The sequence below is a fragment of the Arthrobacter sp. TmtSoilC77 genome (assembly GCF_059739415.1).
In genome coordinates, this window is the sequence record NZ_AP046050.1 from 935452 (window position 1) to 949763 (window position 14312).

The following is a 14312-nucleotide window of genomic DNA, read 5'->3' on the forward strand; positions in this document are numbered from 1 at the left end:
GCTCCTATAAGTGCGCCAATCCGGCGATTTTCCCAAAAAGGAGTGCAATTCGTCACACTTGGCGCTACAGTCAAATTCAATAAAGTGATGAGACTTTGATATGAGGCCCTCGCCCGTCAAGGTCCGAACAGGAGCTGAACATGTACCAGCCATCGGTCCGTAGCCAGGACGATCTTCAATACATTGTGAGTGGGCTCAACGCGAGCACACCTAACAACTCCCTCTCAAACTCCCGCGGACTTCGTGAGGAGGCTCCATGAGCATTCAAGGGCTTCCGCGTACATCGCCCGGCCTCCGCGTCACGGGGTGGGCCCGCCGCGGCCAGAGCCTCCTGATGAACCGGTCGAGCACCATCATGGTCGCAATCGCGGTGACCATCATTGTGGGATTGCCGCTTATGGCCATGGTGGCTCCGCTGCCGCACGACCCATTGCGTCCGGATACGGACGCAATCGGTATTGCACCCAACGGCACCCATTGGTTTGGCACTGATGGAAATGGGATGGACATTTTCTCCCGCACCATCGAGGCTGCGAAGCTGGACCTTCCAGTTGCCCTCGCCGCCACGGCACTGTCGCTGGTAGTTGGCGTTCCTTTGGGCCTGTTCGCAACGAGCGGCAAGCTCGGCGATGCCATCATGCGCGTCATTGACGCATTTGCAGCCCTTCCGATCATTGTGATCGCGGTGGTCTCCATCAAGCTGATGGGTGGTGGGGCGACGGACGTGGTCCTTGCGATCGCTATTGTGGCTGCGCCCAGGTTTGTGCGACTTTCCCGCGCTGCGGCGCTGGCACTTCGGTCCGCGCGATATGTGGAGGCTGCCGCAGCGATTGGTTGTTCTCCGATCCGCATCGCCTTCAACCACATCTTCCGCAACGCATATGGCGTGGTCCTGGTGCAGGCAACGCTCACCGCTGCCAACGCGCTCGGAACCATTGCTGCATTGAACTTCCTGGGTGTAGGCGTGAAGCCGCCTACACCCACGTGGGGGGCAATGATCAACGATGGCGTCAGCATGCTGATTCGCGGGGAATGGTGGGCTGCTGCCTTTCCCACGCTTGCCATGCTCCTGGCGATTGGTTCCCTGAACGTGATCGCCGGGGGAATCGAAACCAAGATCGAGCGAGTGGAAAGGGCGCGATGATGACAGGACTTCACGTACAGGACCTCGTCACCGAGTTCCACTCCCGCGGCGGAATAACGCGGGCCCTGCACGGTATCTCCTTCGATGTCGGCGTCAACGAAGTCGTGGGCATCGTGGGTGAGTCGGGATCAGGGAAGTCCACTGTTGTGCGCTCGGTGATCAAGCTGCTGATGCCTCCCGGACGCGTCATGGAAGGTACTGCCGAATTCCACGGCCAGGATCTGGTCCGTTTGCCTGAGCGGCAGATTCGCCATATCCGTGGCAAAGAGATCGGCTTCGTGGCGCAGAACCCCTTCAGCGCGTTGAATCCGGTGGTCCGCATCGAGAAGCAGTTCGCAAACATCGCCAAAGCCCACGGGCTGAGGGCGGACGCCGAATTACGTGGCCGGGCGCTGGACTTATTGGCCTCCTCCGGTGTCAACGAACCCGAACGGGTAATGCGTGGCTATGCGCACGAGCTCAGCGGCGGTATGGCTCAGCGCGTCGTCATCGCCATGGCGCTGTACCTCAACCCACGTCTGGTTATTGCGGATGAACCGACCACGGCCCTGGACCTCACCGTGCAGCGCCAGGTACTGGACACGCTCACCCGGTTGACGAAAGGGAGTGGACGGTCGATGTTGATCGTCACGCATGACCTTGGAGTGGTGGCCAATTACTGCGATCGCGTCCTGGTGATGTACCGCGGCCGGATTGTTGAACATGGTCCCGTGTCTGAGGTTTTTGTCCATCCGAAGGATCCCTACACCGTGTCCTTGCTTGACTCAGTAGTGCAGCCGAAGGCCGCTGCGCCCGGCAAAGCAGAGCCGGAGGCCGAGAGGCCTGCCGGCACGCAGCCGAAAACTTCCGACACAACGAATCCCACCGTTCTCTCTCCATCCAGGAGTGCCTAACCATGCCCATCATCGAACTGAAGGATGTCAGGAAAACGTTCCGAAGCCCCCAAGGGCAACTCGTCACTGCGGTGGACGGAGTCTCATTGGCCGTCGAACGGGGCGAAACCTTGGGAATCATTGGCGAGAGCGGCTCCGGCAAGTCCACACTGGGCCGCCTGATTCTCAGGCTCATTGAAGCCGATTCGGGCACGATCCTCCTGGAGGGCGAGGACATCCGGGACTTGTCGAAAGCGCAGCTAAGAAAACGACGCCGGCGCTGGCAGATTGTGTTCCAGGAGCCTTTCGCGTCCCTGAACCCGCGTTTGACGATCCGCCAAATCGTCGAAGAGCCGCTGATCGTTGCGAAGACATATGGCTCCCGGGCTGAACGTCTGCGCCGTGTCACGGACACGCTCGAAGAGGTGGGGTTGTCGCAGGATTTCCTCGGCAGGCGTCCCGCCAACCTCAGTGGTGGGCAACAGCAACGGGTGGGCATTGCCCGCTGCCTCGTCACTGACCCGACGCTGGTGGTCCTGGATGAACCGACGTCCTCACTGGACCTGACCATCCGGGCATCCATCCTGCGCATGTTGGCCAAGCTCCAGGTGGCCAGGGGCCTGACCTATGTCTTCGTTTCCCACGACATTGATACAGTCCGTCACTTTTGTACCAGCGTGGCTGTCATGCACCGCGGACGGTTCGTTGAAACAGGTTCCACGGATGACGTTCTTTCAAATCCCCAGGAGCCCTACACGCAGGCCCTGATGTCCGCGGCAATGCCGCCCATTCCCTACAACCCAGGAGCCAAGGAGGCCATGGCATGATCCGGTACATCCTCTCCCGTATTGTTATTGCCCTTTTACTCCTGTTGGGTCTCATTACCCTGAGCTTTGGATTGGTTTCCCTGCTCCCCGGTAACCCGGCCGTGGCGCTATTGGGTGAGTACGCTACTGAAACTGATATCGCCCGGATCAATAGCCAGCTCGGTTTGGACAAGCCTTTTTGGGACCGCTACTTCGATTACATTGGCCGGACGTTGAGCGGAGATCTGGGAAATTCCTTCTTCACCGGAAGCTCGGTTTCCAGCGAGATCTGGACGCGGTTGCCCAACACGCTTGTCTATCTGGTGCCTGGGCTGGTGCTGGCCCTGCTCATTGGAATGGGAATGGGTACCCTTGCGGCCTACCGATATGGGCGCGTGGCAGACAAGGCATTCACTGCAGGGGTCTCCGTCCTCATGGCCATGCCGGAGTTTGTCCTGGCGCTCCTTCTTCTCTTTATCTTCTATCAGCAACTCCATCTGGCCCCCGCACCCTTGGGCATGCTTTCCAGCTCCGATATCCCGCCACCTAAAGTCACGGGATCTTTGGCGCTGGATGCGATGCTCGCCGGGCAATGGGGGACGATGCAATCCATCCTCAGCAGGGCAGTGCTGCCGATTATCACCATGGGCTTGTTTTTTGCGGCTCCCTTTGGAAAGACCGTCAGGACCGGTCTCCTCCAAGTCCTCAACTCACCGCAGATCGAATTTGCGAGGGCCTGCGGACTGAAGCCGCTGCAGGTGTTCCGCTACGCCCTCAGCGACGTGAGGGGAGCCTTGATGACCTACATGGTGCTGTTGTTTGCCGCCGCGTTGAGCGGTGCGGCAATTGTGGAAAGTGTCTTCTCCTGGCCAGGTGTTGGTGGCTGGTCATTGGACGGGGTGCTTAAGGGCGACGTACCCGTCATACAGGGGTTTGTGCTGATCATGGGTGCTACCAGCCTCCTTGGTTATGTGCTGTTGGACACCCTGATTACGCTGCTGGATCCCAGGACACGCAACAACGTAAAAAGTGGCGTTAGGCGTCCCTCGAAACCGGCCCCTGCTGCAGAGCCGGTCGTAGAGCCTGCCGTGCAGCAGGGTTAGGCGCCCAAAGAAAATCCTTGACAAACCCTCCAGATTCAATAGATTGAAGATATGTTCACTTCATTGCATGCAGACAAGTTGACGGTCCTTGGCGGGAACATCCCGCTCGACGGCCGTGTGAGCTGGGTTCCGCAAGGTGCAACAGGCTTCCAGCCGTCGAACGCCTACCTCCTGGCCGAAGGAACCTCCAGCCTTTTGGTTGATTCAGGTTTGGCTGTCCACAGCGAAGAGATCCTTGACGACCTGGCGGAGCTCATTGGTGAAGGCGGGGGAGTATCCATCTTCTTCACCCGAAGCGAGATGGACTGTGTGTCCAACCTCGAACGGATCGCCGGGCGGTTCGACATCGAGCGGCTCTTCACTGGCGGGGTGATCAACCCCTTCGATGCCTTCGATGACCTGAGCAGGATGGCACTACGCGGGAGGCGCCACCAGATCGACGCGCACAGAACCGAAGAAGGTGACTCCCTGGCCAGGGCTGCCGAGATCCAGATAGCACCCGGCCGCGTGCTCCAGGTGGAATCGCCCCTCCTGCGCCTCCTTCCCACCTTCTGGGGTTGGGACCAGGAAACGGGCACGCTGTTCACCTCGGATACCTTCACGCACGGCGTTATGGACCGGCCCGACGGCAAGCGCATTATCGACTCCACGGTGGAGGACACCACCACGGTGGAACAGGTGGCCGGACACTTGTATGCGAAGTACGAGTGGATCCCGCGCTCCACGTGCGAGCCCCTGAGGGAGTGGCTTCAGGACAAGTTCGACACCTTGGATCCAGAGATCATCGCACCTTCCCGCGGCTGCGTTCTCAAAGGACGCGACGTGGTTCGGCGGCACCTCGATTTCATGCTCGACGCGCTAACCCCGCAGTTGGTTTAGGAGAGAATCATGGAAGAACAACTCGTAGAGACGATGAGCAGCGACCTCCCACGCAGCGTCGCGAAGGGCGTCACGTGGATGAGTTCCTGCCTCCCGTTCCACTTGGCCGACCGCGTGATCCACGGCCATAACTCCACCTACCTGGTCCAGGGCGAACACTCGTCAATCCTGGTCGATACCGGTAACCCGTCCAGTTGGCCAATCATTTCAAGCACTCTGGATGAGCTGCTGGATGGACGGGAGCTGACCTACGTCTTCCCCACGCACCCTGAGCTTCCGCACACCGGAAACCTGCCAAGGCTCGTGGAGAAGTATCCGAATATCCAGGTGGTGGGTGACATCCGCGACTACCACTTGTTTTACCCGCAGATCATTCCGAATCTCCACGCAAAGGTGCCCGGGGACAAGGTGGATCTTGGTGGGCAGGAGTTTGTGGTGGTGGAAGCCCTCATCCGGGACTTGCCCAACACCCAATGGGGATTCGCGCCTGGAGCCGGCGTGCTCTTCACCGCCGACGGTTTCTGTTACATGCACCGCCCCGAGCTCGACGACGAAGACCCGGTACACCTCCCGGGCGAATGCGGTTTGACCACCGGAGAACTGCAGGTTCCCATCGCCGTCGAGAACGCGGCCTTCTTCACCGGAAGTGCCCTCTATTGGGCACGCTTCGCAAACGACGCAGACGCAGTATATGACCGCGTCCTTCACCTTATTGATGAACTCGGCGTCACATCCGTGGCCCCAACCCACGGCAATTTCATTAGCAACATCCGCGATGTGGAGCCCATCATCCGGGCCGGCCACAAGCGGGCATACCGCTACGAGACTGCACAGCCGTAGCTTCCCCCCCCAATAAACGGAGCCACCTTCATGAAAAGTCTGCGTTTGCTCACCGGAGGCGCTGCAATAGCCCTCACCACAAGCCTTGTTGCCTGCGGGGGTCCAGCCCCGCAAACTGCAGCTACCAAATCCATTGAAAACGTTGTTGTTGCTGTGGGCGCCCTGCCTGACAGCCTGACGCCCGCACCGTGGGGCGGCAGCGCCTCCCACGTGGTGCTGAGTGGACTCGGCTCGCAACTCCTCGAATACAAGGTTGGAACAAGCGACGGAAAGTCTTGCCCCGCGCCGTCCACAGAGGTATCGGGCAGGCTGGCCGAAAGCGCCAAACCAAGCCCCGACGGAACGGGCGTGATAGTCACCCTTCGCAAGCTCACCAGTCAGTTTGGAAACACACTGTCGGCCGAGGATGTCCGATGGAGCTTCGACATCGGCATGAAGCGTCAGCCGGTTATGAAGGGGACGCTGAAGAGCAGCGGCTTCAACGTTGACAATCTGGTCAAGGTGATCGACGAGCGCACCTTCCAGTTGAACACCACGGGGCTTACCTCTTACACAGAAGAATCATTGCAAAACAACCTCTTCTACATCCACGACAGCACCGAGGCAAAGAAGCATGCCACGGCGGATGACCCCACCGCCAACGCCTGGCTTTCCAAGAACCTCGCCGACTACAGCGGCTGGAAGCTGGAAGAGTTTACTCCCGGAGCTTCCCTGACGGTGACGGCCGATCCTCAGTGGGAGGGCACTCGCGGAACGGTTAAGCGCGTTTCCGTCAAGGCTGTCCAGAGCACCGCTACCCGCAGCCAGTTGGTGGAAACCGGCGAAGTGCAGGTAGCCAATGGGTTTGAATACGACCAGTACAAGTCACTGGAGAAGTCTCCCGGCGTGACTGTCCTCAACTGCCCCAGCCAGACCCGCGACACCATGATGATCAACACGAAGACCGGTCCGCTTGCCGACCCCAAGGTTCGGCACGCAGTCTCCATGGCCATCGACCGCGAGGCGCTGATCAAGGGTGCGTACGCCGGCTTTGGTGAACCCGCAGGTTCGATCTTCCCCAATGTCGGGGACTCCCCGATCTACAAGTTCAACAAGGACGAGGCCAGGAAGCTGCTCACCGAAGCCGGATATGGCAATGGTTTCCCGATGACCCTTAGCTACAGCGTTACGCGTCCTGGACCCGTAGCCGCCAAGTCGGCGGTCCTGATCCAGTCCATGCTCAAGGAAGTCGGCATCGACGTCCAATTGCAGAATGTGGCCAGCTCCACCGACTTCTCGACGGCGCTCATCGATGGCCGGTACCAGGCGGTGCTGTACTCGGAGCCGATCGTCATTGCCGATCCCGCCTTCTACAGCTACGCGTTCTACGGCACGGCCGCTCCCAGCAACAGCACCGGGTGGTCCAACCCGGAGTTCGATAAGGCACGCAGCGAACTCGCAGCCACTCCGGACCAGGAAACGGAAAAGCGCGATGGCCTCCTGAAGAAGATGGCCGGGCTGGTGGACGAGGGCGCAGCCATTCTGTCGCTCGTTGAAACCAGGGGAGTGCTGGTTACCAGGGACGGTCTCACGGGTGCGGTTCCACTGACCAACGGCCAAATCTACTTCAATTCCCTGGGCCGCTAGGCCGCCGGTAGCTACGCGTGATGCCGGCCGGTCGCCGTCGAAACCCGGCCGGCATCACCCTACAGAAGGAAGACTTCGATGATTGAAATCTGCGGAAAGCAGGTCCGCGACACCCTGCAGGAGTTACTGGATCCGGCCACTACGGCCCTTGTGGTTATCGATATGCAGGAAGGAGCCGTCTACGCCGGCGGCGCCATCGGCGATTCCGGCCACGACCTGAGCATGATGCCTGCCGTGGCCAAGAACTGCGGCAGGGCAATTGAGTCTGCGCGGAAGAATGGCGTGCCGATCTTCCACATCCGGGTCGAAAACCTTCCCGACGGCGCCAGCTCGCCCGCCGCTTGGCTGCGGGCTTTGTACACGGCTGCCAACGGGCGGCCGATCGATCTTGGGAGGCTCAGCCTCAAGGGCGATCCGGCCACGGAATTCTGCGCCGAGTGCATGCCTGAAGAAGGCGAAGTCGTCATCACCAAGCGCCGCCCCAGCGCATTCGTGGGCACGGAATTGGCGCTCCTGCTACGGAGCCAGGGCATCGAATCAGTCGCTTTGGTAGGCGTCTCTACAGGCGGTTGCGTCGAGGCCACGCTGCGGGACGCGGTTCATAACGACTTCTATGCAGTCCTGATCGAGGACGCCGTGGGCGCCTACGACACCGTGATCCACGACGCTGCGCTGACTGTCATGAGGGCCCGCCACGATGTCTGCACGCTGGACCAAGCCATTGAGGTGTGGGATTCGGCCCGCGCCAGCTCCTGATTCGACCGACGGAACCACGGAGAGGAGAAGCCGTTGAATCCACGTATAGCCCAACGGGCGGCGGTCACCGGCGCCCACAGCCTCATCGGAGACCGCATTTATCGTTTGGGAGCAAATATCGTCCTGGATGAAAACGTCAGCTGGTGCCCGCCCGGCACCCGAACCACCCAGGCTGTCAATTGCTACCTCATTAAGGGAGACAACGGCTCGGTGCTGGTGGATACGGGTATCCGGCTTCATGAGGCAGACATCATCCGGCAGCTGGACTCTCTCCTGGAACAAGGGGAACCACTGGTTGTGGTGCTGACACGAACGGAAATGGAATGTTGCCTGAACCTTCCGGCCATCGAAGCACGGTTCAATGTCGAATCGGTCTGGTACACCGGGGGAATTACGGTGCCGAGGATGGCTGCATCACCGCAGCGCATCATGGTCAATCCTGGAACCTCCCGTGAAGTGGAGGTTATGGACGGCCTGACGTTGGAGTTCGTATCGCCGTTGATGCGGCTGCTGCCAACACTTTGGATCTTCGATCCAGTCTCCAAGGTGCTCCTGACCTCGGACGCATTCACGCATCGCTCCCCAGACAGCTCCGTGGGGAGCTCCCCGGCGGCGGGACTGCATAAGTTCCAGTGGTTTGCCCAGGCGGATACGAGGGACATTGGGCGGGACGTTGAAGAAGTAGTCCTTCGGCGGCAGGTTGAGGCGATCGGACCCGGGTACGGCGAGCCAATCGTTGGCGCTAGCGAATCTGCCGCCGAGGCCGCCATCCTGGCCGAGGCGATCAGGAAGGTAGGTAGCCAGTGAGTGTCGAGGTTTCGGGCGGGGAGTCCACCAAGGGTCGCGTCATCGCAGAGGGTGTGCATTGGCTGGGCGGTTGCCTGTCCGCCAGCGCCGAGGGACAGGAAGTCCACTACCACGTCTCGTCTTATCTGGTGATGGGCTCCGAAGCATCCATCCTGGTGGACACGGGAGATCCCGCGCACAGGGATACGGTCCTGGCCGAACTGGAGAATGCCCTTGGAAGCAGATCGCTGGACTACGTCTTCCCGACGCATCCGGAAATCCCGCATGCTGGTAATCTTCCCGTTCTGTTGGAGCGTTATCCCTCGGCTGTCGTAGTTGGGGACGTTCGTGATTATGCACTCCATTTCCCCGAGTATGCAGATCGTCTGCAAGCCAAGCGTGCTGGGGAGTCGATTGATCTGGGGGACAGGGAGTTCCATTTCCTTCCGGCTTACATCCGCGACCTGGAGAACACTCTCTGGGGCTACGACTCCGGTGCGGGGATCATGTTTGTTTCCGATGGCTTTTCCTATATCCACGACATACCGGGACCGGATGAGGACGACGAACCCGTGCATCTGCCAGGGCAGTGCCGCTTGCTCTCATCTGAGATGCCGGAACCGCCGTCCGTGGAGCAGGCGGCGTATGGCACGGGCCGTGCGCTGTACTGGACCAAATTCGTTGATGTCGGCAGAGCGTTCCGAAGCATCGAGGAATCCTTGGAAAACTACCCAGCCACCTTGATAGGGCCCGCCCACGGAAACGTCATTGATGACGTTCAGGGCATGCTCAAGACATCGCTGGCGGCCCACCGCAAGGTTTACGAAGGACGGCGGCTCTAAATGAACTCCCGTCACCATGAACAGCAAGGAGAGAGTCAATGCGGGACCTGATTGGATATGGGGAGAATCCCCCGATTGTCACTTGGCCTCACGGTGCCAAGGTTGCCGTCTCCTTGGTGCTGAACTACGAGGAAGGCGCTGAAAGTTCCATCGAAGCAGGAGATGAGCGGGACGAGGACGTTTCCATCTTTGGCGGATGGTCCTCTGACCCCTCGCGGCGCAGCCTTATGAAGGAGTCCTTCTTCGAATACGGCAGCCGCGTCGGCATTTGGCGATACCTGGGCATGTTCAGGGAGTACAACGTTCCAGCAACCGTTATGGCCTGTGGAGCTGCCCTTGAACGGAATCCGGACGCGGCCGTTGCTATTGTCCGGGATGGTCATGAGATCTGCGCCCACGGCTACAAGTGGCGCGGAACGGTGGGAATGGAGCCGGATGAAGAACGGCAGGAAATCCGGAAGTCCTTGGCCGCCGTCGAGGCCGTGTCCGGAGTGCGGCCGGTGGGTTGGTATGTCCGTGAGGGCATCACCGAGAACACCCGGACCATCCTGGCCGAGGAAGGCGTTCTTTACGATTCCAATTCCTACGCAGACGATCTTCCCTACTATGTGAAGGCCGGCACGCACAATCACTTGGTGGTGCCATACTCGGGTGACACGAACGATGCCCGCTTCTGGGGCAACGGGAGCCTGGGCACCGCGGAGGATTTCTTCAACGTGTTGAGGGACTCTCTGGACTGCCTGCTGATTGAAGGCGAAACCGTGCCCAAGATGATGTCAGTCGGGCTGCATTTGAGGATTGGCGGGCGGCCCAGCGTTGCCCACGGAGTGCGCCGTTTTCTTGAGTACGCCCTTGCCAAAGAGGGAGTCTGGTTCGCCACCCGTGAGGAGATTGCGCGGTGGTGGATGGAGCACCCGCCCGTGGAGGTAAACGCCAGACCGGCCGAGGCTGCTTTCGAGGGGGCGGCGTGATGGGAACCGGAGACGGGCAAACAGCCACAGTCAACATCGATCGGCTGGTGCACAACGTCCATGAGCAAGGCTTTACTGCCTTGGACAAGGTAGGACTCAACGGTCAGCGCGACCAAGGCCTGGTCAGCACACTCATCTCCCGGGACCTCAGCGGTTCAGATGATTTGTGCGTCAGCTGGGGCCGGATCCTTCCCGGCCAGCACCACCTCTGCCACCATCACCCGGACGCATCAGAGTTCTATGTTGTCGTCAGCGGGACCCCGATTGTCCATCTTGGCGACCTCACTTACCGGGCAAAACCGGGCGATGGCATTTACATCCCCCGCGGGACTACCCACGGACTCACCAACGACGGTTCAGAGAATGTGGATCTCGTAGTGGGTGTGAGCAAGCCTGCTGACTGGCTATTCGTCCCGGATGAGTGAAGTCTCCAGCGGACGCCAAGGCCAGATCCATTCGTCATCATCACTTTCAGGAGGACCACACGTGAACCAGGAACAGCCTCCGGTCCTGAAACGCAGCGTTGGCATCATCACCGCCGACCCCACCCCTACTTTGCTGGCACTCCTCGCGCATGCCGGGGTTGACTTCCTTGTCCTGGACGCTGAACAGACGGGGATTTCCGTCCGGCAATGCCGTGATGCAGTGCAACGGCTGGCTGGCTCCGGGGTGCACGTGGCAGTGCGGGTACCGGACTTGGAACCGAACACACTGGTGGCCTTCGCGAACACCGGGGTAGACGAGATAGTCCTTCCGCAGCTGCGCACCGTGGACCAACTCGAACGGGCTTACGAGGCTACGAGGTACGCCCCCGTGGGTTCACGTCCCCACCAAGTCACGCCCGCTTCGTCCTTTGGGTTGGACTATTCCTTCTCTCCCTTGTTGACCGTGTTGTTCGAGACGGCAGAAGCTGTGGAACGGGTCAAGGAGTTCGTTGACAGTGACGCATTTGCCGGAGGGTGGGTGGGTCCGACTGACCTGGGCACGGATCTCCGTCGACATGGAGAAGAGCGCCCCGAAGCCTTGCAGGATGCCATCAAGCATGTGGTCGACATTGTTGCAGGGGCTGGCTACAGCATTGGAGTTCCTGCGCCCGCAATGGCCGCAGCGGCGACTGTTTTCAGCCGTGGCGCTGACCGTTGTGCCGTCTATTGGGAGAAAGAGGTTGCTTCCATGCTTACCGGTTACGCCGGGTTGCGGGCGGCGTGAGCAACCTTGCCAAGGACGCATCCGCCGTCGAAACCGTTGCCTTCAAAAAGGCATCCAAGCGAAATCATCTTCGATATACTGACGCAAAACCGAGGACTAATGAAGGAGTCGTCGTGGACGGTACAGACACAGCACAAGGCGAAGTAACCGAGTCCCTGGAACGCGACTTCTGGATTGCCCATCTCGGGGCCATGATCAAACAGCAACGCCTCGGCCGTTTCACGGTGGAGGAGCTTGCTGAACGCGCAGGCGTCAGCGCGGGACTCATTAGCCAGATCGAGCGCGGAATCGGTAATCCTTCCTTTGCGACGCTGCTTCGTTTGGCAAACTCGCTGGACCTTCCGTTGGCAAGCATGTTCATGGACCCGAATGAGGGCCAGGACCACATGCTGGTACGCCGGGCCGATCGGCGACGCATCGAAATTCCTTCCCAGGGCATCATCATGGAGCTGATCGTTCCGGATTCGGAGCGCAAGCTCGGCGTCATCAGCATGACCATTCCAGCCAACTTCGAGGGCGCACACGTTCCGCACTCCCACGAGGGCGAGGAATGTGTCATCCTGCAGGCCGGCACTCTGGTGGCGACCATCGGTGGCCAGGATTTCGTGCTGGAAGCCGGCGACAGCCTGACGTACGACGCTTCCTTGCCACATTGGTGGAGCAACCAAACGAATTCGGCCGCAGTCATGCTCGCGATCTCGACGCCGCCCTCTCTCGGCAAAGCGCACTAAACGTGGGCACTCCCGGCCCGAAGACCAGGCTTGGCATCCTGGTGCCGTCGAGCAATTCGAATGCGGAAACCCTCACAGCATCGATCCTTGCGGAACAGCCCGATCTTGGAGTGCACTACAGCCGCTTCCGTCTGCCTCCCCGGCTTGATGATCCAGTTGACCTGGGAGTCCTCGGAGAGGCTCCTTCCCTGTTGAATGACGCCGAGCTGCAAGCCATCGCCTTCCACGGCACATCCGGTTCCTGGACGGGCATCGCAGGCGATCAGGGACTTTGTGCCGGACTTGAGTCCGTGTGCGGCGCGCCCGCAACCACCGCATCCGTGGCCGTCGTCGAGGCCCTTGCAGTCTTGAAGGCGACGCGCGTCGGCCTCGTTTTTCCAGGGCCCGCCACTATTGCTTCCCTGATTCACCAGGAGTACGCGGCCCACGGCATTGACGTCACAGGCATTTCGCTTCCTGAGGTGGTGATGACCAACCCGGAAATAGCCCGACTGGACAAGTCCGGAGTCGTGGGCCTGATGAGGCCGGCCTTCACTGCGGACATGGATGCCGTGGTGTGCATCGGAACCAACCTTCGCTCGGGATACTTCGTCGCCGGCCTTGAGCAGGAGTTCGGCATTCCCGTAGTCGACAGTGCCATCGCGACTCTTTGGCACCTGCTCCGCATTGCCGGGGTCGCCCGGCCGATCCCGGGATGGGGAGCGCTCCTGGCCTTGGAGTAGAAGCGGCTGGCCCTGAATGGAAGTGGCCCGAGGGCAGCTTCCCGGAGGCCCTATGAGGTGCCCTGCAACGCCGGTGACCCGCCGCCGTCGTGTGTTCAGCGGTCGTCTGCTCCGCCCGCCGTAACGTCCAGCCAGGCATTGACGATGTCCATGCGTGTCGCGAACCAGGCATCCTTCTGGCGTGCGTGGGAGATGAATCGCTCGAGCGCCACTGCGTACGCCGGCCGTCCAATGAGCCGGGGGTGTAGTCCGACGCTCATCACGGAGGGGCCGCCGCGGGGATCTTCGAGCAGCATGTCCAATGCGGCGGTGAGGTGGTTGCCGAACGCTGTCGCGGTGGGGAATTGCTTGAACAGCCCGGAATCGTTGGTATCACCCGCGTACGGCAGGACTGGAAGGCGCGGATTTCCTTGGCCACTGCCCCAATGCGGCAGGTCGTCATTGAAACTGTTCGATTCGTACGCGAACCCGTTGGTAGCGAGAGCCTGTCGGGTCCCCGGTTTGAGTCCATCCCGCGAGTACCAACTCGTGGGGACGTGGCCTGTACTCTCCATAATCGCGTCCCTGGACGCGACAATCAGGCGCTGCTCCGCGTCGTCGTCGAGGTCTGTGTGCGTGTCCCACTGGTACCCGTGATCTGCGATCTCATGACCGTCGCGAACCAACGCTGCAGCAATTGGAGGGTTGAGCTGCAACGCTGCGGCACAGCAGAAGGCGGTCGCTTGGACTCCGTGTTTCCGCAGGATCCTCAGCAAGCGCCAGATGCCGGCCCTGGAGCCGTATTCGAAGGCCGATTCCAGGTCGATGTTGCGCACTGCTGCTGGCTGGGCGGGAATCCAGTGTGCCGCCAGGTCGTCCGCCTTGTCGCCGCGGGCGATGCTGCGCTCAGCGCCCTCTTCCACATTGATCACGAGGGAAACTGCCACCCTGGCATTGCCCGGCCAGCGGAACTCTGGCGGCGTTTCGCCATATCCGACGAAATCCCGCTGCGTGGGTGGCTGTGCCATTGGCTTCTCCATCTCGGG

Annotated in this window: 16 protein-coding genes; 15 read left to right on the top strand and 1 reads right to left on the bottom strand. The window is 60.5% G+C overall.

All coding sequences use genetic code 11. The annotated features are described in order from the left end of the window. Positions 1-256: 256 nt before the first annotated feature. The 15 genes from AC6I99_RS04450 to AC6I99_RS04520 all read left to right on the top strand — a co-directional run bounded on the left by AC6I99_RS04450 (position 257) and on the right by AC6I99_RS04520 (position 13287). On the top strand, positions 257-1144 hold the full coding sequence (locus tag AC6I99_RS04450) for an ABC transporter permease (RefSeq protein ID WP_224094439.1): 888 nt from the start codon (positions 257-259) through the stop codon (positions 1142-1144). Continuing rightward, the gene (locus AC6I99_RS04455; RefSeq protein ID WP_497960499.1) at positions 1141-2037 is read left to right on the top strand and encodes an ABC transporter ATP-binding protein; all 897 of its coding nucleotides are present in this window, start codon (positions 1141-1143) and stop codon (positions 2035-2037) included. Before AC6I99_RS04450 ends, AC6I99_RS04455 begins: the two co-directional genes overlap by 4 nt. Before the next feature lie 2 nt (positions 2038-2039). After that, complete coding sequence (locus AC6I99_RS04460; RefSeq protein WP_224094441.1) at positions 2040-2843, top strand: ATP-binding cassette domain-containing protein; 804 nt, start codon at positions 2040-2042, stop codon at positions 2841-2843. Further along, a complete protein-coding gene (locus tag AC6I99_RS04465; protein WP_309931005.1) occupies positions 2840-3925 on the top strand; it encodes an ABC transporter permease in 1086 nt (361 codons plus the stop codon). The genes AC6I99_RS04460 and AC6I99_RS04465 overlap by 4 nt, the downstream gene beginning before the upstream one ends. A gap of 51 nt (positions 3926-3976) precedes the next feature. Continuing rightward, complete coding sequence (locus AC6I99_RS04470) at positions 3977-4804, top strand: MBL fold metallo-hydrolase (RefSeq protein WP_309931008.1); 828 nt, start codon at positions 3977-3979, stop codon at positions 4802-4804. Positions 4805-4813: 9 nt separating this feature from the next. Further along, positions 4814-5644, top strand: a complete 831-nt coding sequence (locus tag AC6I99_RS04475) for an MBL fold metallo-hydrolase (RefSeq protein WP_497960500.1) — start codon at positions 4814-4816, stop codon at positions 5642-5644. A gap of 30 nt (positions 5645-5674) precedes the next feature. Beyond that, on the top strand, positions 5675-7270 hold the full coding sequence (locus AC6I99_RS04480; RefSeq protein ID WP_224166488.1) for an ABC transporter substrate-binding protein: 1596 nt from the start codon (positions 5675-5677) through the stop codon (positions 7268-7270). A 78-nt stretch (positions 7271-7348) separates the two neighbouring features. Continuing rightward, on the top strand, positions 7349-8026 hold the full coding sequence (locus AC6I99_RS04485; RefSeq protein WP_224166489.1) for a cysteine hydrolase family protein: 678 nt from the start codon (positions 7349-7351) through the stop codon (positions 8024-8026). A gap of 33 nt (positions 8027-8059) precedes the next feature. Continuing rightward, on the top strand, positions 8060-8833 hold the full coding sequence (locus AC6I99_RS04490) for an MBL fold metallo-hydrolase (protein WP_497960502.1): 774 nt from the start codon (positions 8060-8062) through the stop codon (positions 8831-8833). Next, on the top strand, positions 8830-9654 hold the full coding sequence (locus tag AC6I99_RS04495; RefSeq protein ID WP_497960504.1) for an MBL fold metallo-hydrolase: 825 nt from the start codon (positions 8830-8832) through the stop codon (positions 9652-9654). Before AC6I99_RS04490 ends, AC6I99_RS04495 begins: the two co-directional genes overlap by 4 nt. A gap of 38 nt (positions 9655-9692) precedes the next feature. After that, positions 9693-10625, top strand: a complete 933-nt coding sequence (locus AC6I99_RS04500) for a polysaccharide deacetylase family protein (RefSeq protein ID WP_224094451.1) — start codon at positions 9693-9695, stop codon at positions 10623-10625. Next, on the top strand, positions 10625-11050 hold the full coding sequence (locus tag AC6I99_RS04505) for a cupin domain-containing protein (RefSeq protein WP_497961926.1): 426 nt from the start codon (positions 10625-10627) through the stop codon (positions 11048-11050). Before AC6I99_RS04500 ends, AC6I99_RS04505 begins: the two co-directional genes overlap by 1 nt. Before the next feature lie 61 nt (positions 11051-11111). Continuing rightward, positions 11112-11834 carry an aldolase/citrate lyase family protein gene (locus AC6I99_RS04510; protein ID WP_497960506.1) on the top strand — a complete coding sequence of 241 codons (723 nt, stop codon included), beginning with the start codon at positions 11112-11114 and terminating at the stop codon, positions 11832-11834. Positions 11835-11947: 113 nt separating this feature from the next. Next, entirely contained in the window at positions 11948-12565 is a 618-nt protein-coding gene (locus AC6I99_RS04515; RefSeq protein WP_224094454.1) for a cupin domain-containing protein, read from the top strand. A gap of 2 nt (positions 12566-12567) precedes the next feature. Then, positions 12568-13287 (top strand): maleate cis-trans isomerase family protein, encoded by a 720-nt coding sequence (locus AC6I99_RS04520; RefSeq protein ID WP_497960507.1) that lies wholly within the window; start codon positions 12568-12570, stop codon positions 13285-13287. Between the two features lie 95 nt (positions 13288-13382). Here AC6I99_RS04520 and AC6I99_RS04525 read toward each other — a convergent pair whose 3' ends face one another. After that, positions 13383-14294, bottom strand: a complete 912-nt coding sequence (locus AC6I99_RS04525; protein WP_497960509.1) for a polysaccharide deacetylase family protein — start codon at positions 14292-14294, stop codon at positions 13383-13385. Positions 14295-14312 lie beyond the last annotated feature (18 nt).

What these genes read in the sequence shown, in the direction of transcription:
- AC6I99_RS04460 (WP_224094441.1), top strand. Translation starts at nt 2,040, where the DNA reads ATGCCCATCATCGAACTGAAGGATGTCAGGAAAACGTTCCGAAGCCCC.
- AC6I99_RS04505 (WP_497961926.1), top strand. Translation starts at nt 10,625, where the DNA reads ATGGGAACCGGAGACGGGCAAACAGCCACAGTCAACATCGATCGGCTG.
- AC6I99_RS04455 (WP_497960499.1), top strand. Translation starts at nt 1,141, where the DNA reads ATGATGACAGGACTTCACGTACAGGACCTCGTCACCGAGTTCCACTCC.
- AC6I99_RS04475 (WP_497960500.1), top strand. Translation starts at nt 4,814, where the DNA reads ATGGAAGAACAACTCGTAGAGACGATGAGCAGCGACCTCCCACGCAGC.
- AC6I99_RS04465 (WP_309931005.1), top strand. Translation starts at nt 2,840, where the DNA reads ATGATCCGGTACATCCTCTCCCGTATTGTTATTGCCCTTTTACTCCTG.
- AC6I99_RS04525 (WP_497960509.1), bottom strand. Translation starts at nt 14,294, where the DNA reads ATGGCACAGCCACCCACGCAGCGGGATTTCGTCGGATATGGCGAAACG.
- AC6I99_RS04485 (WP_224166489.1), top strand. Translation starts at nt 7,349, where the DNA reads ATGATTGAAATCTGCGGAAAGCAGGTCCGCGACACCCTGCAGGAGTTA.
- AC6I99_RS04500 (WP_224094451.1), top strand. Translation starts at nt 9,693, where the DNA reads ATGCGGGACCTGATTGGATATGGGGAGAATCCCCCGATTGTCACTTGG.
- AC6I99_RS04450 (WP_224094439.1), top strand. Translation starts at nt 257, where the DNA reads ATGAGCATTCAAGGGCTTCCGCGTACATCGCCCGGCCTCCGCGTCACG.
- AC6I99_RS04480 (WP_224166488.1), top strand. Translation starts at nt 5,675, where the DNA reads ATGAAAAGTCTGCGTTTGCTCACCGGAGGCGCTGCAATAGCCCTCACC.
- AC6I99_RS04470 (WP_309931008.1), top strand. Translation starts at nt 3,977, where the DNA reads ATGTTCACTTCATTGCATGCAGACAAGTTGACGGTCCTTGGCGGGAAC.